We start from the raw sequence: 18,467 nt of genomic DNA, 5'->3' as shown, positions 1-18,467 counted from the left end.
CGACATGATCGATTGGAAGCTCGCGCTCTCGACGGCGACGAGGTTGTCGAAGCCCGGGCCGGACCTCTCGGCCGCCGAGGTGGCCGAGGCGGTGGCCGAGCTGCGTGAGGGTGCCGCCCGCTCCGAGGCGCCGGTCCGCGAGTTCAGCGACCTGCACGCGACCTCGGCGACGGCTCCGGTCCTCGTGGTCGACCGGCCTCGCTGGATCGAGGCCAACCTCGACACGTTCAAGGTCATGATGGACCCGGTCATGGCCAAGCTCGCCGCGTCCAACAAGACGCCGACCGGCATGGGCCGCGTCGTCGGCGAGAAGATCAGCGGTGCCGAGCTCGGCGCACTGATGTCGTTCATGTCGAGCAAGGTGCTCGGCCAGTTCGACCCGTTCTGGGACGGCCCCAACGGTGAGGGCGGTCGGCTGCTGCTCGTCGCCCCCAACATCGTGCAGGCCGAGCGCCAGCTCGAGGTCGACCCCCACGACTTCCGGCTCTGGGTGTGCCTCCACGAGGAGACGCACCGGGTGCAGTTCACCGCGGTCGACTGGATGCGTGACCACATGCGCACGTTGCTCGACGAGTTCGTCGAGGCCACGGACCTCGACGCTTCGGCGATCTCCTCGCTGCTGTCCGACGGGCTGGGCGAGGCGATCCGCATCGCGCGCGGCGACTCCGAGGCGTCCCTTGCCGACCTGTTCCAGAATGACCGGCAGCGCGAGATCGTCGACCGACTGACCGGCATCATGTCGCTGCTCGAGGGACATGCCGACGTCGTGATGGACGGCGTGGGTCCCGACGTGATCCCCAGCGTCGCGGAGATCCGGCGCAAGTTCACCCAGCGTCGCAAGGGCGCCGGTACGTTCGACCGCCTGCTGCGCCGGCTCCTGGGTCTCGACGCCAAGATGCGGCAGTACCGCGACGGCGCGGAGTTCGTGCGTGAGGTCAACGGCAAGGTCGGCCTCTCGGGCTTCAACGCGGTGTGGGCCGAGCCGGCCAACCTGCCCACCAAGTCCGAGATCCTCGACCCGTCCGCGTGGGTCGCCCGCGTGCACGGCTGAGCGGTCCGGCATGGGCGGCGCACTCGACCCGGCGGTCGCGACCGGTCGCAACCTCGTCCGCGGCGCCCTGGCCGACCTCGGACCCGGCAGCCGGGTCGTCGTCGGCGTCTCCGGAGGCGCTGACTCGCTGGCGCTCGCCGCGGTGACGGCCTTCGTGGCCGACCGCGCGGCGTACGACCTGTCGGCCGTGATCGTCGACCACCAGCTGCAGGCCGGCTCGGCGCAGGTCGCGGCCCGGGCGGCCGAGCAGGTCGCCGGACTGGGGGTGAGGGCCGAGGTCGTCGAGGTCGAGGTCGGCACGGCCGGCGGCCCCGAGGCGTCCGCCCGACGAGCGCGCTACGAGGCGCTCCGACGCCCAGGAGCCGACGCGATCCTGCTGGCGCACACCCTCGACGACCAGGCCGAGACCGTCCTGCTGGGGCTGGGCCGCGGCTCGGGCCCTCGCTCGATCGCGGGCATGTCGCCGGTCGACGGGTCCCTGCGCCGCCCGTTCCTGGCCCTGCGACGCTCCACGACCGAGCAGATCTGCCGGGCGTACGGCCTCGAGTGGTGGACCGACCCGCACAACGCCGACCCGGCCTACCGGCGAGCCCGCCTGCGGCGCGAGGCGCTGCCGCTGCTGGAGGAGGTGCTCGGCGGCGGCGTCGCCGAGGCGCTCGCCCGTACGGCCGGCCAGCTCGCCTCCGACAACGCCTGCCTCGACGAGCTGGCGGCCGCGGTGGCGACGCCGCTGGACGTCGCGACGCTGGCCGCTCTGCACCCGGCCCTGCGGTCCAGGGTGCTGCGCCGGGGTGCGCTCGAGGCGGGTGCCGAGGCGTCGGACCTGGCCGCGACGCATCTTGCCGAGCTCGACCGGCTGGTCACCGACTGGCGGGGACAGCAGCGGATCGAGCTGCCGGGAGGCGTCGCCTGCGTCCGCAAGGGGGATTCCCTGTCGTACGTCAGGACGCCTGTGGGAGGCTGATCCCGTGGACCTGACTCATGTCGAAGGCGACCTCGAGCTCGATCAGACCCTGTTCACCGAGGAGCAGATCGTCTCCCGGTTGAAGGAGATGGCTGCGGACATCGAGCGTGACTACGAGGGCAAGGACATCCTGCTCGTCGGCGTGCTCAAGGGCGCCGTCATGGTCATGGCCGATCTCGCCCGCAGCCTCGACCGGCACGTCGAGATGGACTGGATGGCCGTCTCGTCCTACGGCTCCGGCACCAAGTCGTCCGGCGTCGTCCGCATCCTCAAGGACCTCGACACCGATCTGCAGGGGCGTCACGTCCTGATCGTCGAGGACATCATCGACACGGGGCTGACCCTGTCGTGGCTCATCACCAACCTCCGCTCGCGCGGCCCGGCATCGGTCGAGATCGCGACGCTGCTGCGCAAGCCCGAGGCGCAGCAGATGGACGTCGAGGTCAAGTACGTCGGCTTCGACATCCCCAACGCGTTCGTCGTCGGCTACGGCCTCGACTTCAACGAGCGCTACCGCAACCTGCGGGCCATCGGCACGCTCGCGCCGCACGTCTACTCCTAGAGCAGGCTCGCGGGTCCGGCCGGCCCGACGGCGTCCGGCGCGGCCTCCACCAGGTCACGCCACACGCGTACCTCCGCCCGCTCCCAGGCCTCGCCCAGCAGCAGGTCGACCTCGGCGCCGAACCACTGGCCACCACCCGGCGAGGGGGACACCTCGCCCAGCACCACGCGGTCGCCCGTGACGTAGATGTCCGAGCGCATGAACGGGGTGCGGGCGATGCGGGACACCAGGGCGCCGATCTCGACCGCCCGGGAGAGCTGCGCGGGCGGCTCGATCGTCGGGTCGATGACCTTCTTGCTGTAGGTGCTCGAGAGGTCGCGGCCCTCAGGATCGATGACCCGGAACGCCATCCCCGTCGCCGACCAGTGCCGGTCGACCCGGCGCAGCAGCACCAGCGGGACCTCGCCGTAGAAGGCGTAGATCTTGACCTCGACCGGCAGCAGGTCGTCATCGGGCTCGAGCGGTCCGATGAACTCCTCCGCGAAGTACGGTGGCGCGGTCACGCCGAGGTCGGCCGGCTTGCGCATGCGCTCCATCAGCTGCTCGACGGACTCCACGCCCGGCCGGCTCACCAGGTGCCAGCCCTCGGGGTCGCGCCGCAGCGGCAGGACGCCGTTGCTGTTGTGGCCGTGGGCCGACTTGAGCACGACCCGGTCGGGCAGGTCGTCCCACGGGATCTCCTCGATCGTGTCCCACGTGCCGAGGACCTCGGGCACGTCGATGCCGTACGACCGCATCAGCCGGCCGACCTCGAGCTTGCCCATGGCGTTGAGCGAGGCAGGGACACCGGCCTCCAAAGCCAGCTGGTAGAACCGCCGGCGGGCATACGAGTGCGCCCGGAACGACGGCCGGACCAGGTCGTCGTCCGGCGGGAGCTCGGGATTCCATGTCGGGGCCGGCGGCGCCGCGGACGGCTCGGGTGCCGGGGACGGCAGGCGCTTGCGGCCGAATTGGCGTCCTGCCGTAAGGTCTTTCACCGGCCAACCGTAGCGATATCACGCGCCACCGGGGGCCGGATCGGGAACCATCGTCGGGCGCGAATGCGTTCCACAGGTGGATGGTGCTGCGTGTACCGTTCCCATACCGACAAGCACATCAGGAGGAGTGGACCCGCTCCACGCCGTACATGAATCTCAAACGCCTCTTCAAGGGCCCTTGGCTGTTGATCCTCGTCATCGTGGTCGTCGTGATCGCGATCTTCGCGGCCACCTCCAACGCCGATGGCTACAAGTCCGTCAAGACCGCCACGATGGTGAGCTACCTCGAGGACAACAAGGTCAAGGACGTCACGTTCATCGAGGGTGACCAGGAGATCCAGGCCACCCTCACCGACGGCAAGAAGGTCAAGGCCAAGTGGCTGGGTGACCAGGGCGCAGCCCTCGCGACCGAGGCGCAGACGGCGTTCAACGACAAGAAGCTCAAGACGTACGACGTCAAGGTGCCCAAGCAGGGCCTGCTGAGCGGGCTGATCAGCACGCTGCTCCCGCTCCTGCTGTTCATCGGCATCTTCATCTTCATCATGAGCCGCATGCAAGGGGGCGGCAGCGGCGTCATGAAGTTCGCCAAGTCCAAGGCGAAGCTCATGACCAAGGACACCCCGAAGACCACGTTCGCCGACGTCGCCGGCGTCACCGAGGCGATCGAGGAGCTCGGCGAGATCAAGGAGTTCCTCCAGGAGCCGGCGAAGTTCCAGGCCGTCGGTGCCAAGATCCCCAAGGGCGTCCTGCTCTACGGCCCGCCCGGCACCGGCAAGACGCTCCTGGCCCGTGCGGTCGCGGGCGAGGCCGGCGTCCCGTTCTACTCGATCTCCGGCTCCGACTTCGTCGAGATGTTCGTCGGCGTGGGCGCGAGCCGCGTGCGCGACCTGTTCGAGCAGGCCAAGGAGAACGCCCCGGCCATCGTATTCATCGACGAGATCGACGCCGTCGGACGTCACCGCGGCACCGGCATGGGCGGCGGCCACGACGAGCGCGAGCAGACCCTCAACCAGCTGCTGGTCGAGATGGACGGCTTCGACGTGCGCGGCGGCGTCATCCTGATCGCGGCGACCAACCGGCCGGACGTGCTCGACCCGGCCCTGCTGCGCCCCGGCCGCTTCGACCGGCAGATCGGCGTCGAGGCGCCCGACCTGGCCGGACGCACCCAGATCCTCAAGGTGCACTCGCGTGGCAAGCCCATCGCGCCCGGCGTCGACCTCGAGGCGATCGCCCGCCGCACGCCCGGGTTCAGCGGCGCCGACCTGGCCAACGTCCTCAACGAGGCCGCCCTGCTGACCGCCCGCAACGGCGCCAAGACGATCGACGACGCGTCGCTCGACGAGGCGATCGACCGCGTCATCTCGGGTCCGCAGAAGCGCAGCCGCCTGATGAACGAGAACGAACGCCGCATCACGGCCTACCACGAGGGCGGCCACGCACTCGTGGCCGCAGCGCTGCCGCAGAGCGACCCTGTCCACAAGATCACGATCCTGCCGCGAGGCCGGGCGCTGGGCTACACGATGGTGCTGCCCGACGAGGACAAGTACTCGCAGACGCGGGCCGAGCTGCTCGACAAGCTCGCCTACATGCTGGGCGGCCGGGCGGCCGAGGAGCTCGTGTTCCACGACCCGACGACGGGCGCCGGCAACGACATCGAGAAGGCGACGGGCCTGGCCCGCGCCATGGTGACGCAGTACGGCATGACCGAGCGACTGGGCGCCGTACGCCTCGGCGAGAACGAGTCGCAGCCGTTCCTGGGCCGCGACATCGGGCACGCCCGCAACTACTCCGAGGCCGTCGCGGCCGTGGTGGACGAGGAGATCAACAAGCTGATCTCCTACGCCCACCAGGAGGCGTTCGACATCCTCGACGAGAACCGGGACGTCCTCGACGCCCTGGTCACCGAGCTGCTGGAGAAGGAGACCCTCGACAAGTCGCAGGTCGCCGAGATCTTCGCCCCGCTGCGCAAGCGCGAGATCCGGCCGGCGTGGACGGGGTCCGAGACCCGCGTGCCGTCGACCCGGCCGCCGGTCGCGACGATCCCCGGCAAGTCCTACAGCGGCAGCAACGGCACGCCGGTCGTGATCGGCCCCGACAGCGGTGTCGACGCCCCGACGCCCGCTGCCGGCGACGTGCACGGCAACCCCGAGCTGCCATGACGGTCGACCGTCCGCGGGCCGAGGCGGCGATCCGCGAGCTGTTGATCGCGGTCGGCGAGGACCCCGACCGGGACGGTCTGCGGGACACCCCGTCCCGGGTCGCCAAGTCGTACGAGGAGCTGCTCGCCGGCCTCGACCAGGATCCCGAGGAGGTCCTCACCGCGGTCTTCGACGTCGGTCACGACGAGCTCGTCCTGGTCAAGGACATCGAGATGTGGTCGATGTGCGAGCACCACCTGGTGCCGTTCTTCGGGGTCGCGCACGTGGGCTACATCCCGACCGAGGGCGGCCGGGTGACGGGCCTGTCCAAGCTCGCCCGCGTCGTCGACGTGTTCGCGCGGCGCCCGCAGGTGCAGGAGCGCCTGACGACCCAGATCGCCGACGCGCTCATCAAGCACCTCAACCCGCGCGGCGTGATCGTCGTGATCGAGGCCGAGCACCTGTGCATGACGATGCGCGGGGTGCGCAAGGGCGGCGCCAAGACCGTCACGAGCGCAGTGCGGGGCCAGCTGCGTGACCCGGCGACCCGAGCCGAGGCCATGGGCCTCATCACGGGTCGATAGTCCGCTGTGCTGGGGCTGCCCGAGGACCGGTGCCTCGTGATGGGTGTCGTCAACGTCACCCCTGACTCGTTCTCGGACGGCGGCCGGTGGCTCGACGCGCCGACGGCGATCCAGCACGGAATCGACCTGGTCGGTGCGGGAGCCGACCTGGTCGACGTGGGCGGTGAGTCGACCCGTCCGGGAGCGGCCCGCATCGACGCCGACGAGGAGCTGCGTCGCGTCATCCCGGTCATCCAGGGACTCGTCGCCGAGGGTGTCACGGTGTCGGTCGACACGATGCGGGCATCGACGGCGCAGCAGGCGCTCGAGGCCGGCGCGGTCCTCGTCAACGACGTGTCCGGCGGTCGCGCCGACCCCGGGATGCTGCCCCTCGCCGCCCGGACCGGCACGGCGATCGTCCTCATGCACTGGCGCGAGCACTCCGCGGTGATGCAGAACCACACGCACTACGACGACCTGGTCGACGACATCGTCCGCGAGCTCATGGGCCAGCTCAACCACGCGATCGTCGCCGGTGTGGACCCCGAGCAGATCATCCTCGACCCCGGCCTGGGGTTCTCCAAGACCGGCGAGCAGAACTGGACCGTGCTGGCGCACCTCGAGGCGTTCACGCAGCTGCGCCACCCACTCCTGGTCGCGGCGTCCCGCAAGCGATTCCTCGGCGAGCTGCTGGCCGAGGGCGACGAGCTGCGGCCGACGGACGGCCGCGACGACGCCACGGCCGCGATCTCGACGCTGGCAGCACAAGCCGGCGCGTGGTGCGTCCGCGTGCACGAGCCGGCCGCGTCGGCCGACGCCGTACGCGTCGTGGCCCGGATGGAACATGAGCTGGCTCCCCGTGCCCCGGAGGAGACGGGGTGAGCGACTACCTGACGATCCACAGGTCGTTCTACGACGCGGTCGAGACCGGCGACGTAGACCTCATGGCGTCGCTCTGGGTCGACGACGCCGACGCCTCCTGCGTGCATCCCGGCGCACTCCCGCTGCGCGGCACGGCGCAGGTGCTGCGGTCGTGGACCGTGCTGATGGCCAACGTCGGCTACATCCAGTTCTTCCTCACCGACGTCGAGGTCGCGACGTTCCCGCGCGGCTCCGACGACCCCACGACCGCGGTCGTGACGTGCACCGAGAACATCCTGTCGGGCGAGGGCCTGGCGTCGCCGGGGGCCTTCTCGGGCGGCACACTGGTGTGCACCAGTATCTTGGTCCACGAACCGGGGGGCTGGAAGTTCCTGTCGCGCCACGCGTCCCCCATCGCCGAGATTCATGTCGAGGACGAGGACGCCCAGTGACCATCCCGGAGGGTCTCGACCGCATCGACCTGCGCGGCATCGCCGCGCACGGGTACCACGGTGTCTTCGCCGAGGAGCGGCAGAACGGCCAGACGTTCGTCGTCGACGTGAGCATCGGGCTCGACCTCGGTCCGGCCGCCCGCGAGCACGACCTCACCAAGACGGTGCACTACGGCGTGCTCGCGCAGCAGATACACGATGCCATCGGCGGGGAGCCGGTCGACCTCATTGAGACGCTCGCGCTCCGTATGGTGGACTTGTGCCTGGCCGAAGAGTCGGTCCAATGGGCTAGCGTGACGGTGCACAAGCCGGAAGCGCCCATCGAGGTGACGTTCGAAGATGTCGCCGTCACGATAGAGCGGAGCAAACTGTGACCGAAGCGCCCACACCGTACGTCCTGGACGCCGACACGATGACCGGCGGGATGCGTCCCATCCGCCAGGCCGTCCTGTCCCTCGGCTCCAACCTGGGCGATCGGCACGGCAAGCTTCAGGGCGCGGTCTCCGCGCTCGAGGACACCCCCGAGGTCACCGTCGTGGCGATCTCCTCGGTCTACGAGACGGATCCCGTCGACGCGCCCGAGGGCTCCGGCAGGTTCCTCAACGCGGTGGTGCTGATCGACACGACCCTGACGGTCCACACGCTGCTCGACCGGGCCCTGGCGATCGAAGACGCGTTCGGCCGCGAACGCTCCGAGCCCGGCGCTCCGCGCACCCTCGACGTCGACCTGATCGTCGTGGGACCCCGGGTCGCCGACGACGAGTCGCTCAAGCTCCCGCACCCCCGTGCCCACGAGCGGGGCTTCGTCCTCGTCCCGTGGCTCGAGATCGACCCCGAGGGCGAGATCCCCGGTCGCGGTTTCGTCGCCGACCTCCTCGAGGGCATCGACACATCAGGTGTCCACAAGCGCGAGGACCTCGAGATCATCCTGTGATCTCGGCTCGCGCATGAATCGGGTCCGCCCCACGTCGGCGCTTCTGGTCATCGCCCTCATCGGTGCCGGCCTCGTCGTCGGGCGGCTCATCCCGCCGGCGGTCGTCCGGCTCGACGGCAGCGTGCCCCGGCTCAGCTGGGCCGCTCCCCTCACCCTGGTGCTCGCGGCGGCGCTCGTCGGCGCGTTCGCCTGGAACACCTGGCAGGCCCTGCACAAGAAGCACGAGCGCATGACGTCCGACCACGGCATCCGGATGCTCGCGATGGCCAAGTCGTCGATCTTCGTCGGCGCGCTCGTCGCCGGCGTCTACACCGGCTTCGTGCTGGCCTACGTCGGCGCGATGGACTCACCGCTGGGCAAGGAGCGAGTCCTGCGCGGCGGGGCGGCCGCGCTGGCCAGCCTCGCCCTGCTGGTCGCCGGGCTGCTGCTCGAGCGGGCGTGCCGGGTGCCCGGTGACGACGCTGAGGGCACGAACGGGTCGCCCAAGAAGGGCCGCCCCGACCCGTCCCCGGCCTGACCCGTCAGCGGGGGTTCTCGAGGAGGGTCTGGCGCAGCGTGCCGAGACCGATGCTGCCGACCGCGAGCGCCTTGCGGTGGAACTCCTTGAGGTCCGGGCCGTTGGCGGCGACCCACTCGTCGCGCAGCTGCTCCCACATGCGCTGGCCGACCTTGTAGGACGGTGCCTGGCCCGGCCACCCCAGGTAGCGGTTGGACTCGAAGCGGATGAAGGGCTCGTTCATGTTGACGTGCTGCGACAGGAACGGGAACGCGTCGTCGCCGGTCCAGGTGCCGGTGCCGTCGGGCTTGGGCTTGCCGAGGTGCACGCCGAGGTCGATCACGACCCTCGCGGCCCGCATGCGCTGCCCGTCGAGCATGCCGAGCCGGTCCGCGGGGTCGTCGAGGTAGCCGAGGTCGGACATGAGCCGCTCGGCGTACAACGCCCAGCCCTCGCCGTGACCGGAGTTCCAGTTGAAGCGCCGCCAGCCGTTGAGCTCGGCGCTGTTGTGGACCGCGAGGCCGCACTGGAGGTGATGCCCGGGCACGCCCTCGTGATAGACCGTCGTGAGCTCTCGCCAGGTGTCGAACTCGGTGACGCCCTCCGGCACGCTCCACCACATCCGTCCGGCGCGCTCGAAGTCCTCGCTCGGCGGGGTGTAGTAGATCCCGCCCTCCTGCGTCGGGGCGATCATGCACTCGAGGCGGCGCATCGGCTCCGGGATGTCGAAGTGCGTACGTCCGAGGTCGGCGACGGCGCGGTCGCTGGTCTCCTGCATCCACGCCTGCAGGGCGTCGGTGCCGTGGAGCTTGTGGGCCGGGTCGGCGTCGAGGTGCTGGATCGCCTCGACGACCGTGGCGCCGGGCAGGATCTGGTCGGCGATCCGCTCCTGCTCCTCGACCATGCGGGCGAGCTCCTCGATGCCCCACTCGTAGGTCTCGTCGAGGTCGATCTCGGCCCCCACGAACGAGCGGGACGCCAAGGCGTAGTGATCACGGCCCACGCCGTCGGCCTCGGGGGCGTGGGGCGCGAGCTCACGCTCGAGGAAGTCGGCCATGGCGGCGTACGCCTCGGTGGCTGCGCGGGCGCCCGCCTCGAGGTCGTTCTTGAGGGAGGCGGGGACGTCGGCACCGGCCGCGAGCGCCAGGAAGAAGCTGTCGGCGCCGGCCTGCTTGCGCGCCTGGTCGGCGACCTCGCGCACCTGCCGGATCGCCGGCACGTTGTCCGCCGCGATGCCGGCGCGCAGCGAGTCGAGGTAGCCCGCCATCGCGCCGGGCACGTGGTGCAGCCGCCGGGCGACATGGGCCCAGTCGTCCTCGGTCTCGGTGGCCATGAGGTCGAAGATGTCGCGCAGGTCCTGGCCGGGCGACGCGATCACGTTGAGGTCGCGCTGCCAGAACCCGGCCTCGTGCTGCTCGACGTCGAGAGTCAGGGTGCGAATCAGCTCGGCCTGGGTGACCGAGTCGACCTCGTCGACCGGCGTGGCCGCGCGGACCCGCGTCAGCATGGACCGTGCCGCATCGGCGGCCGCCGCCGCGCCGTCGGGCGACCGGTCGGCGTAGTCCGCCTCGCGTCCGGGCCGGCCGAGGTGGATGTGGAGCTCCGGCACGAGCTCGAGCAACGTGTCGAGCCACTCCTCGGCGAGGGTGTCGATCGGGGTCGGGACGCGGGGCGTGGTGTCGGCCATGGACCGACCCTACGATGACCCCATGTCACTCATGCTGTGCGTCCGGCTCTGGGCCGTCCCCGGCAACGAAGGGCTGCTCGCGACCTACGAGGACGAGGTGCTGAGCCTGCTCGGCGACCACGGCGGACGTCTCGTGCAGCGGGTCCGCAGCGTCGAGCGGGGCGAGGGCCCGTACGAGATCCAGCTGGTCGAGCTGCCCGACGAGGCGGCGCTCGAGGCCTACCTGGCCGATCCCCGCCGACTGGCCGCCGCGCCGATCCGCGACCGATCCGTCGCTCGTACGGAGGTCACGCGGGTGACCCAGGTGTGAACCACAGGTCGGCGACGCCACGAGCTCGCGCGTTCCCGCCCTGACCCCCTCGCAAGTCTCTGTGTGGGCTCACGCAACTGATCGAGATCGAAGCGACCTCAGGGCGTCAGCGTGATCGCTACTTGTCGACGTCGCCGACGACGAAGAACATCGAGCCGAGGACCGCGACGAGGTCGGCGACGACGGCACCGCCCACGATCTCCGGCAGCACGGCGACGTTGTTGAACGACGCGGTGCGCAGCTTGAGCCGCCACGGGGTCTTCTCGCCCCGTGACACGAGGTAGTAGCCGTTGAGCCCGAGCGGGTTCTCGGTCCACACGTACGTCGAGCCCTCCGGCGCCTTGAGGATCTTGGGCAGCCGTACGTTGACGGGGCCGGGCGCGATGTCGGCGAGTCGAGCCAGGCAGGCGTCGGCGAGGTCGAGCGACACCTTGGTCTGCTCGAGCAGCACGGCGAACCTGGCGTAGCAGTCGCCGTCCGTCAGCACCGGCACGCGGAGCACGTCCTGGAGCTCGCCGTACGCGAGGTAGGGCTCGTCGCGGCGCAGGTCCAGGTCGAGCCCCGACGCGCGGGCGATCGGCCCCGAGACCCCGTACGACTCGGCGAGGGCGGTCGACAGGACGCCGACGCCACGGGTGCGGGCGCGGAAGATCTCGTTGCCGAAGATCAGGTCCTCGAGCTCCTGCAGGCGGGTGCGCACGGTGGAGATCGCGGCGGAGGCGCGCCCGGTCCAGCCGGCCGGGATGTCCTCCTTGAGGCCGCCGACGCGGTTGAACATGTAGTGCATGCGGCCGCCGGAGACCTCTTCCATGACCTCCTGGATCGTCTCCCGCTCGCGGAACGCGTAGAAGATCGGGGTGATCGCGCCGAGCTCGAGCGGGTAGGAGCCGAGGAACATCAGGTGGTTGAGCACCCGGTTGAGCTCGGCCAGCAACGTACGGATCCAGGTCGCCCGCTCAGGGACCTCCATGCCGAGCATGTCCTCCACCGCGAGCACGATCCCCAGCTCGTTGGAGAACGCGCTGAGCCAGTCGTGCCGGTTGGCGAGCATGATGATCTGGCGGTAGTCGCGGACCTCGAACAGCTTCTCGGCGCCGCGGTGCATGTAGCCGATGATCGGCTCGCACGCCACGATGCGTTCGCCGTCAAGCGTCAGGCGCAGCCGCAGGACGCCGTGCGTCGCGGGGTGCTGCGGGCCGATGTTGAGGACCATGTCGGTCGTGGCGAAGCCGGTGCCGACGCTCGCGGTCACCTCGGTCATGAGCGGCGGAACGTCCGCTGGAGGAACCGGATCAGCCGCTTGGTCAGGCCGCGGGGCGAGTTGCGCTCGACGCGCTCCAGCCGGGCGTACAGCTCGTCGATCTGCCGCTTCTGGGTCTTGAGCTGCTCGGCAGTCGTCTCCTGGATGCGCGCGTGCCGGCTCCCGGCGCCGCTCCACGGCGGGTGCGGGAACGGCAGCTCGTACGCCTGGGGGTGGCGCGTGATGTCGAGGACCATGCCGTCGCGCAGCCACTTGAGCCGGGAGGCGATCTCGTGGCCGTCCGACGCGATCAGCGGCTGCACGGGTCGCGGGAACGTCGCCGCGGCGAGGCGCTCGTCGAAGTCGCCGGTGCCGTTGCCCTCGGTCCAGATGTGCTCGAGACCGTTGCGCTGCAGGAACGCGGTGTAGCGGTCGAAGCCCTCGGGCAGCGCGGCGTTGAACCCGGACATGTCGGTCGACTCGTAGAGGTCCTCGACCTTGAGCTCGGCGGTGAACTCCGGCATCAGCGTGTAGGGCATCTGGTGGTACTGGGCGAGCTCGAGGGTGCGGGAGTCGTGCGCGAGCAGCAGGGCCGGCGTGCGGCCGAGCAGCGCTGCGACGTTGCCGTGGAAGCGGGTTCCGTAGGCGAAGTCCTGCGTCGCCAGGAAGTCGTACCAGGTCCAGGTGTCGAGGAAGAGCCGGATGCGGTCGGACTGGTAGAGCGGGTGATCGAGGTGCACCGGCACGAGGGGGTCGTGGACGTGCGGGAACGGGGTGCCCCAGAGCAGCATCCGCAGGTCGTGGGCGTCCTGGCCGATGTAGGTCAGGTTGGGGTGCCGCTCGGCCTGGGCGGTGGCGAAGGCGCCGATGCCGGCGACCTCCGGCGTCAGGTTGAGGGCGAGCAGGCTGTCGGCCGAGAGGGCGTCGACCTTCTTGTCGACCCTGAAGTCGCGACCGTGGAGGAACAGCGAGGGGCAGCCGATGACCTCGACCGCCGATTCCGGGAAGCCGAGCCCCAGCAGGTACGACCGGGTGAACTCGCCCCGCACGCCGATGCTGGCTGACCGGTCGAGGACGAGGCCCACGAACTTCTTGACGGTCTTGGCGATCGCCTCCAGCGACTCGACGCCCTGACCGTGAGCGGCCTGCGCGCCGATGCCGACGACCGTGACCGGGATCGTGAGGTCCTCGAGGAGCTCGCTCAACCGGTCGAGCCGCGGGGCGAACTCCGGGCGGAAGGCGTTGGCCATCGGGACCACGAAGTGGTCGAACTGCTCGTTGACGCGAGCGGCGTCGCCGTGGACCGGCGGCACCCGCTCGGACAGCGTGCCGTTGGAGACGAGCTCGGCACGATCGGTGGACAGCGCCTTCCACACCGAGTGCTGGAAGAGGTAGTTGCCGCTGTTGCTGTTGAACACGTCCTGCGTCAACGTCGTCTCGGCCACGACCGGGGTGAACGGGTCCTTGCCGGAACGGATCAGCAGCCGGGTCTCGCTCATGGGTTCAGTGTTCCATGGCCGAGGGTGTCGGTGACCAGCCACCAGAAGTCGCCGAGCCCACCGCGAGCCAGGAGCTCGGCGGCCTCCCCGGCCGCGGACAGCCCGCGTACGTACGCAGCCGGATCGGAGTGCGCGAGCTCGAGGGGTGGGCGCGAGCCGTCGAGGCCGAGCCGGCGCAGTGCGTCTCGTTGCCGCACGAGCGTCGAGCCGGCTGCTGCTGCCGCGGAGTCCACCGCGACGTGCGCCGTGACGTCGCGGCTGCCGTCGGGGACGACGTCCAGCTCGCGGCCCTCGGCGTACGAGCGCAGGGAGCCGAACGGCGGCCGGTCGCCGCGGGTGTGCCCGTAGTCGATCGCTATCGCCATGCCCCTGACCCGCGACACGGCGTCGGCCCAGGCGGCGTCACGCGCGTCGCCGACCTCGGCCCGCTGCCCGGGCTCGGTCATCGGCCACCAGTCGCGGAGCCATGCCGAGTCGTACGGGTCGCCGAGCGTCTCGGCACCCGTGCTCGGGTCGACCAGCAGCTCCCGGACGACGCCGGCGTCGTCGACCTCGACGACGTCGCACGGGATGGTGTCGAGCCACTCGTTCGCGATCAGCAGCCCGCCCACGTGCTCGGGCAGGGACGGCAGCCACGAGATGGACGGCGAGAGGTCGTCGGGGCAGTCGGCCACCTCGACCCCGACGAGCTCCACGTCGTCGCTGACCAGCGGCAGCAGCGCCGTCAGCAGCTCACCACCGCCGGCGCCCAGGTCGACGACCATCGGAGGATCGATGCGCCGCACGAGCTCGGCGATCGCCCCGGCGAACGCCTGGACGTGCACGCTGGTGCGGAAGTGCTCGGCCGGCCGGGACGTGCGGAAGAACCCGTTGTCGGCGTACAGCGCCTGCTGCCAGGCCTCGCGCCACGGCACCACGCCACTCGTCATGGGATCAACCTAGAGACTCGTCGATATGCTCGGCGCGTGGCTCGACTTCGGAGGCGCCTGCGACGGGCCGTGGCGCTCCCGCTCGACCGGTGGCGTCAGCGCTCGCGACCGTTGCTGAGCATCGTCGTGCCGGTCTTCAACGGCGAGGCCTACCTCGACGAGTGCCTGACGTCGGCGCGGCGCCAGGACTACCGGCGCATCGAGGTCGTGGTCATCGACGACGGGTCGACCGACGGCAGCCTGGCGATGGCCCGCCGGCACGCCTCGGCCGACCGGCGGGTGACGGTGCTGAGCCAGGACAATGCGGGCGTGGGGGAGGCCCGCCGGGCCGCGGTCGAGGTCGCGACGGGTGAGTTCCTCACGTTCCTCGACGCCGACGACACCCTCACCCGCGGTGGCGTCAAGGCAGCGATGGACGTGATCGAGCAGACCGGGTCCGACATCGCGGTGATGCCCTACCAGCGCCAGGAGGGGGACGCGATCCGCCCGCCCGCGCCCTGGATCCGCGCCCTGCACGCCCGACCGGCACGCCACACGTCGGTGGCCGAGCGGCCCGACGTCCTGGTCAACGCCATCGCCTGCGCCAAGATCTTCCGCCGCACGTTCTGGGACACGACCCAGCTGTCGTTCCCCACCGTGCTGCTCGCCGGCGACCAGATCGTCACGGCCACGGCGTACCGTGACGCCGACGGCATCGACATCTGCGGCCTCACCGGCTACACGTGGCGCCGTCAGGAGACGTCGATCTCGCAGGGGCAGGTGACGGCCGAGGCCGTGCATGCCCGGCAGGACGCGATCGACGCGGTCCTGGCCGTGCTCGGGCCACTCCCGGACGTACGGGCCGAGCGCGCCCTGCAGTACCTCCGCTACAACATCCCCAACTCGGTCCTCAAGCTGGAGCGCGCGGACGACGCCTATCTCGACGCGCTCGTCGAACGCGTGCCGCCGATCGTCGCGGCCGCGCCCACCGAGCGGTACGACCGAGAGGTGCCGGCGCAGTACCGCGTGCTCTACGCGCTGCTGGCCGACGGCGATCGCGAGGCGATCTGGCGCTACGTCCGCGCCGAGGGCATGCAGTCAGAGATGCATCCGTCGGGGCCGGAGCCCGCGGGACTCACGTCGTACCTCCCCGGCTGGCGGAACGATCCGGTGCCGGCCGAGGCGTACGTCCTGACGACCGAGCAGACGGCGCTCAAGGTGCAGGTCCGCGGCTCGCGCGTCGACGGCACGGACCTCGTGCTCGACGTGGCGGCGTGGTTCCCCAACGTCGACCCGGTCAACCCGGTCCTGGAGGTCAAGACCGACGGCGACGTGGCGGACGTTCGCCACGTTGGGGCGCCAGCGGTGTTCACGTCCCGCATGGGCAGCGAGCGCACCTACCCGGGGTCCGGGTGGACCGTGACGCTGCGAGGCGCCGCCCGCCGGGCGCCCAAGACCGTCACCGTCAGCCTGCGCGACGGCCCCCACCATGGCTCTGCAACCGCCAAGGTCCCGTGACAGGGCCCTCGGCTCATGTGACTCATGGCATAGCTCGTCCCTCTGTCGGCGAGCCGCCTCGACGGTAGACTGAAGTCGTCAGTTTGTCTGGTACCCGCTCGCGGGACTGGAACGAAAGGCACCACGCATGCAGCGTCTCTCCATGGGCGTCATCGGAGCCGGCAGGGTCGGCGCCGTGCTCGCCGCACGATTCCTCGCCGCCGGACATCCCCTCGTGGGTGTGACCGGCCGGTCCGAGGCCTCCCGTCTCCGCATCACCACGCTGCTGCCCGGCGTCGAGGTGCGCACCCCGGCCGAGCTCGCCGCCTCGAGCGACGTCCTCGTGCTCGCGGTGCCCGACGACGACCTCATCGCGGTCGCCGAGGAGCTGGCCGCCTCAGGCGCGGTCCGCCGGGGCCAGTACGTCCTGCACACGAGTGGTCGGCACGGCCTCGACGCCTTGGCCTCCCTGACCCGGCTCGGCGCGCGCCCCATCGCCTTCCACCCGGCCATGACCTTCACCGGCACACCGGTCGACCTGGACCGCAACCCCGTCTTCGGCCTCACCGCCGGTCCCGCCGAGCGTCCGCTCGCCGAGCAGCTCGTCGCTGCCGTCGGTGGCACGGCGATGTGGGTCGCCGAGGCCGACCGGGTGCTCTACCACGCAGCACTCGCGCACGGCGCCAACCACCTCGTCACGCTCGTCGCGCAGTCGATGGACCTGCTCCGCACGGCCGGCGCTGCCGACCCGGCTGCCGTGCTCCGCCCGCTGCTGACCGCGGCACTCGACAACGCCTTGGCCTACGGCGATGCCGCGCTCACCGGGCCGGTCGTCCGCGGTGACGTCACCACGATCCGGGCCCACGTCGACGCGCTGGCCGCCGCCGACGTGGACGATGCGACGGTCGATGCCTACCTCGAGCTCGCCCGGGCGACCGCCGGTCGCGCCGCTTCTGACGGCCGGCTCGCACCGGCGCAGGCCAGCACGATCCGCCAGGTCCTCGACGAGGCCGACTGGGACACGCTCGCCGAGATCGCCGCCGGGATCTGACCGTGCCGGACCCGACCATCGCACGTACGCGTGCCGAGCTCGACGCTGCCCGCGGCGACTCGACCGTGGCGTTCGTCCCCACGATGGGCGCGTTGCACGACGGTCATCTCCAGCTGCTGAAGCACGCCCGCCCGCTGGGGGACACCCTCGTCGCGTCGATCTTCGTCAACCCGACCCAGTTCGCGCCGGGTGAGGACTTCGACGCCTACCCCCGTACGTTCGACGCCGACCTCGAGCGCTGCGCCGAGGCCGGGGTCGACGTCGTCTTCGCACCGGTCGTGGAGACCATGTATCCCTCCGGCCTGGTCGACACCGTCACGGTCGACCCCGGCCCGCTCGGCACGATCCTCGAGGGCGCCGCCCGGCCCACGCATTTCCGCGGCGTGCTGACCGTCGTGGCCAAGCTGTTCGGCCTCGTACGGCCGGACGTCGCGGTGTTCGGCGAGAAGGACTATCAACAGCTCACCCTGATCCGGCACCTGGCGCGCGAGCTGGCGCTCGGCGTCGAGATCGTCGGCTGCCCCACCGTGCGCGAGCCCGACGGTCTCGCGATGAGCTCGCGCAACCGATACCTCTCGGTCGAGGAGCGTCAGCGGGCCGCGCACGTGTCCGCCGCCCTGCGTGCGGGCGTCGCGGCCGCGGCCGCCGGTGAGCAGGCCGTGCTGGCGGCGGCCCACGATGTCCTCGAAGCCGCCGGCATCACGCCGGACTACCTCGTCGTGACCGACCCCGAGCTCGGCCCGGCCCGACCAGGCGCTGAGGCGCGCCTGCTGGTCGCCGCCAAGGTCGGCAGCCCGCGACTGCTCGACAACACCGCCCTGACGCTAGGAGCCCTCTCGTGATCCGCACCATGATGAAGTCCAAGATCCACCGGGCCACCGTGACGCAGGCCGACCTGCACTACGTCGGCTCGGTGACGGTCGACCAGGACCTGCTCGACGCCGCCGACCTGCTGGCCGGGGAGCTCGTGCACATCGTCGACATCGACAACGGCGCACGGCTCGAGACCTACACGATCGCCGGCGAGCGGGGCAGCGGCGTCATCGGGATCAACGGTGCCGCCGCGCACCTCGTGCACCCGGGCGACCTGGTGATCCTCATCGCGTACGCGCAGATGACGGATGCCGAGGCGCGGGCGTTCGAGCCCAGCGTCGTGTTCGTCGACGCCGACAACCGCGTCGTCGGCACCGGCAGCGACCCGGCCGAGGTGCTGCCGGGTTCGGGCCTCGTGCGCGGCGACGTCATCGACAACCCGCTCGTGGCATCGCGGTCATGAC

Annotated in this window: 20 protein-coding genes; 15 read left to right on the top strand and 5 right to left on the bottom strand. The window is 70.9% G+C overall.

Translation table 11 applies throughout. The features are described 5' to 3' along the window. The first annotated feature begins 4 nt into the window (after positions 1–4). The 3 genes from AB0N22_RS10900 to hpt are packed head-to-tail and all read left to right on the top strand — an operon-like array spanning position 5 to position 2,577. Positions 5–1,051, top strand: coding sequence for a zinc-dependent metalloprotease (locus AB0N22_RS10900; RefSeq protein ID WP_364639587.1), 1,047 nt, complete (start codon positions 5–7; stop codon positions 1,049–1,051). Between the two features lie 10 nt (positions 1,052–1,061). After that, a complete protein-coding gene (tilS, locus tag AB0N22_RS10895; RefSeq protein WP_364639584.1) occupies positions 1,062–2,015 on the top strand; it encodes a tRNA lysidine(34) synthetase TilS in 954 nt (317 codons plus the stop codon). A gap of 4 nt (positions 2,016–2,019) precedes the next feature. Then, positions 2,020–2,577, top strand: coding sequence for a hypoxanthine phosphoribosyltransferase (hpt, locus tag AB0N22_RS10890; RefSeq protein WP_364639581.1), 558 nt, complete (start codon positions 2,020–2,022; stop codon positions 2,575–2,577). Here the strand turns inward: hpt and AB0N22_RS10885 are convergent. Then, a complete protein-coding gene (locus AB0N22_RS10885) occupies positions 2,574–3,554 on the bottom strand; it encodes an ATP-grasp fold amidoligase family protein (RefSeq protein ID WP_364639578.1) in 981 nt (326 codons plus the stop codon). The two genes, hpt and AB0N22_RS10885, sit on opposite strands and share 4 nt — an antisense overlap. Positions 3,555–3,703: 149 nt before the next feature. Here AB0N22_RS10885 and ftsH point away from each other — a divergent pair, with 149 nt between their 5' ends. From ftsH to AB0N22_RS10850, 7 genes are read left to right on the top strand one after another with little or no spacing between them, the layout of a single operon-like run. Continuing rightward, entirely contained in the window at positions 3,704–5,713 is a 2,010-nt protein-coding gene (ftsH, locus tag AB0N22_RS10880; RefSeq protein WP_364639575.1) for an ATP-dependent zinc metalloprotease FtsH, read from the top strand. Further along, a complete protein-coding gene (gene folE / locus AB0N22_RS10875; RefSeq protein ID WP_364639572.1) occupies positions 5,710–6,276 on the top strand; it encodes a GTP cyclohydrolase I FolE in 567 nt (188 codons plus the stop codon). The genes ftsH and folE overlap by 4 nt, the downstream gene beginning before the upstream one ends. A gap of 39 nt (positions 6,277–6,315) precedes the next feature. Then, on the top strand, positions 6,316–7,137 hold the full coding sequence (gene folP / locus AB0N22_RS10870; protein ID WP_364642728.1) for a dihydropteroate synthase: 822 nt from the start codon (positions 6,316–6,318) through the stop codon (positions 7,135–7,137). Beyond that, positions 7,134–7,568, top strand: coding sequence for a nuclear transport factor 2 family protein (locus tag AB0N22_RS10865; RefSeq protein ID WP_364639569.1), 435 nt, complete (start codon positions 7,134–7,136; stop codon positions 7,566–7,568). Before folP ends, AB0N22_RS10865 begins: the two co-directional genes overlap by 4 nt. Further along, positions 7,565–7,942: a dihydroneopterin aldolase gene (gene folB / locus AB0N22_RS10860; RefSeq protein ID WP_364639567.1), complete on the top strand. Its 378-nt coding sequence runs from the start codon at positions 7,565–7,567 to the stop codon at positions 7,940–7,942. The genes AB0N22_RS10865 and folB overlap by 4 nt, the downstream gene beginning before the upstream one ends. Then, complete coding sequence (folK, locus tag AB0N22_RS10855; RefSeq protein WP_364639564.1) at positions 7,939–8,502, top strand: 2-amino-4-hydroxy-6-hydroxymethyldihydropteridine diphosphokinase; 564 nt, start codon at positions 7,939–7,941, stop codon at positions 8,500–8,502. The genes folB and folK overlap by 4 nt, the downstream gene beginning before the upstream one ends. Positions 8,503–8,515: 13 nt before the next feature. Then, positions 8,516–9,019 carry a DUF3180 domain-containing protein gene (locus AB0N22_RS10850; protein WP_364639561.1) on the top strand — a complete coding sequence of 168 codons (504 nt, stop codon included), beginning with the start codon at positions 8,516–8,518 and terminating at the stop codon, positions 9,017–9,019. Positions 9,020–9,023: 4 nt separating this feature from the next. Here AB0N22_RS10850 and AB0N22_RS10845 read toward each other — a convergent pair whose 3' ends face one another. Beyond that, positions 9,024–10,685: a DUF885 domain-containing protein gene (locus AB0N22_RS10845; protein WP_364639558.1), complete on the bottom strand. Its 1,662-nt coding sequence runs from the start codon at positions 10,683–10,685 to the stop codon at positions 9,024–9,026. 22 nt (positions 10,686–10,707) lie between these two features. Here AB0N22_RS10845 and AB0N22_RS10840 point away from each other — a divergent pair, with 22 nt between their 5' ends. Continuing rightward, the gene (locus tag AB0N22_RS10840; RefSeq protein ID WP_364639555.1) at positions 10,708–10,995 is read left to right on the top strand and encodes a DUF1330 domain-containing protein; all 288 of its coding nucleotides are present in this window, start codon (positions 10,708–10,710) and stop codon (positions 10,993–10,995) included. A gap of 118 nt (positions 10,996–11,113) precedes the next feature. Here the strand turns inward: AB0N22_RS10840 and AB0N22_RS10835 are convergent, their stop codons facing one another. From AB0N22_RS10835 to AB0N22_RS10825, 3 genes are read right to left on the bottom strand one after another with little or no spacing between them, the layout of a single operon-like run. Next, complete coding sequence (locus tag AB0N22_RS10835) at positions 11,114–12,256, bottom strand: NADH-quinone oxidoreductase subunit D (protein ID WP_364639552.1); 1,143 nt, start codon at positions 12,254–12,256, stop codon at positions 11,114–11,116. Continuing rightward, entirely contained in the window at positions 12,253–13,734 is a 1,482-nt protein-coding gene (locus tag AB0N22_RS10830; protein ID WP_364639548.1) for a polysaccharide pyruvyl transferase family protein, read from the bottom strand. The genes AB0N22_RS10835 and AB0N22_RS10830 overlap by 4 nt, the downstream gene beginning before the upstream one ends. Beyond that, the gene (locus AB0N22_RS10825; protein WP_364639545.1) at positions 13,731–14,663 is read right to left on the bottom strand and encodes an SAM-dependent methyltransferase; all 933 of its coding nucleotides are present in this window, start codon (positions 14,661–14,663) and stop codon (positions 13,731–13,733) included. Before AB0N22_RS10825 ends, AB0N22_RS10830 begins: the two co-directional genes overlap by 4 nt. Before the next feature lie 36 nt (positions 14,664–14,699). On the opposite strand from AB0N22_RS10825, the gene AB0N22_RS10820 reads away from it, so the two are divergent. The 4 genes from AB0N22_RS10820 (at position 14,700) to panD (ending at position 18,466) form a co-directional block, all read left to right on the top strand. After that, complete coding sequence (locus AB0N22_RS10820) at positions 14,700–16,160, top strand: glycosyltransferase family 2 protein (protein ID WP_364639542.1); 1,461 nt, start codon at positions 14,700–14,702, stop codon at positions 16,158–16,160. Between the two features lie 127 nt (positions 16,161–16,287). Then, on the top strand, positions 16,288–17,190 hold the full coding sequence (locus AB0N22_RS10815; RefSeq protein WP_364639539.1) for a Rossmann-like and DUF2520 domain-containing protein: 903 nt from the start codon (positions 16,288–16,290) through the stop codon (positions 17,188–17,190). Between the two features lie 2 nt (positions 17,191–17,192). Further along, positions 17,193–18,032 carry a pantoate--beta-alanine ligase gene (gene panC, locus AB0N22_RS10810; protein ID WP_364639536.1) on the top strand — a complete coding sequence of 280 codons (840 nt, stop codon included), beginning with the start codon at positions 17,193–17,195 and terminating at the stop codon, positions 18,030–18,032. Then, on the top strand, positions 18,029–18,466 hold the full coding sequence (gene panD / locus AB0N22_RS10805; protein ID WP_364639533.1) for an aspartate 1-decarboxylase: 438 nt from the start codon (positions 18,029–18,031) through the stop codon (positions 18,464–18,466). The genes panC and panD overlap by 4 nt, the downstream gene beginning before the upstream one ends. Position 18,467 lies beyond the last annotated feature (1 nt).

The organism is Aeromicrobium sp. NPDC092404 (assembly GCF_040684095.1).
Taxonomy (GTDB): domain Bacteria; phylum Actinomycetota; class Actinomycetes; order Propionibacteriales; family Nocardioidaceae; genus Aeromicrobium.
The sequence above is the reverse complement of the archived record's forward strand: the minus strand, read 5'-3'. Positions and strand labels throughout refer to the sequence as shown.

Bases quoted from the DNA above. Each gene is read 5' to 3' on its own strand.
- AB0N22_RS10900 (WP_364639587.1), top strand. From the start codon at position 5: ATGATCGATTGGAAGCTCGCGCTCTCGACGGCGACGAGGTTGTCGAAG.
- tilS (WP_364639584.1), top strand. From the start codon at position 1,062: ATGGGCGGCGCACTCGACCCGGCGGTCGCGACCGGTCGCAACCTCGTC.
- ftsH (WP_364639575.1), top strand. From the start codon at position 3,704: ATGAATCTCAAACGCCTCTTCAAGGGCCCTTGGCTGTTGATCCTCGTC.
- folE (WP_364639572.1), top strand. From the start codon at position 5,710: ATGACGGTCGACCGTCCGCGGGCCGAGGCGGCGATCCGCGAGCTGTTG.
- folP (WP_364642728.1), top strand. From the start codon at position 6,316: ATGGGTGTCGTCAACGTCACCCCTGACTCGTTCTCGGACGGCGGCCGG.
- AB0N22_RS10850 (WP_364639561.1), top strand. From the start codon at position 8,516: ATGAATCGGGTCCGCCCCACGTCGGCGCTTCTGGTCATCGCCCTCATC.
- AB0N22_RS10845 (WP_364639558.1), bottom strand. From the start codon at position 10,685: ATGGCCGACACCACGCCCCGCGTCCCGACCCCGATCGACACCCTCGCC.
- AB0N22_RS10840 (WP_364639555.1), top strand. From the start codon at position 10,708: ATGTCACTCATGCTGTGCGTCCGGCTCTGGGCCGTCCCCGGCAACGAA.
- AB0N22_RS10835 (WP_364639552.1), bottom strand. From the start codon at position 12,256: ATGACCGAGGTGACCGCGAGCGTCGGCACCGGCTTCGCCACGACCGAC.
- AB0N22_RS10830 (WP_364639548.1), bottom strand. From the start codon at position 13,734: ATGAGCGAGACCCGGCTGCTGATCCGTTCCGGCAAGGACCCGTTCACC.
- AB0N22_RS10825 (WP_364639545.1), bottom strand. From the start codon at position 14,663: ATGACGAGTGGCGTGGTGCCGTGGCGCGAGGCCTGGCAGCAGGCGCTG.
- AB0N22_RS10815 (WP_364639539.1), top strand. From the start codon at position 16,288: ATGCAGCGTCTCTCCATGGGCGTCATCGGAGCCGGCAGGGTCGGCGCC.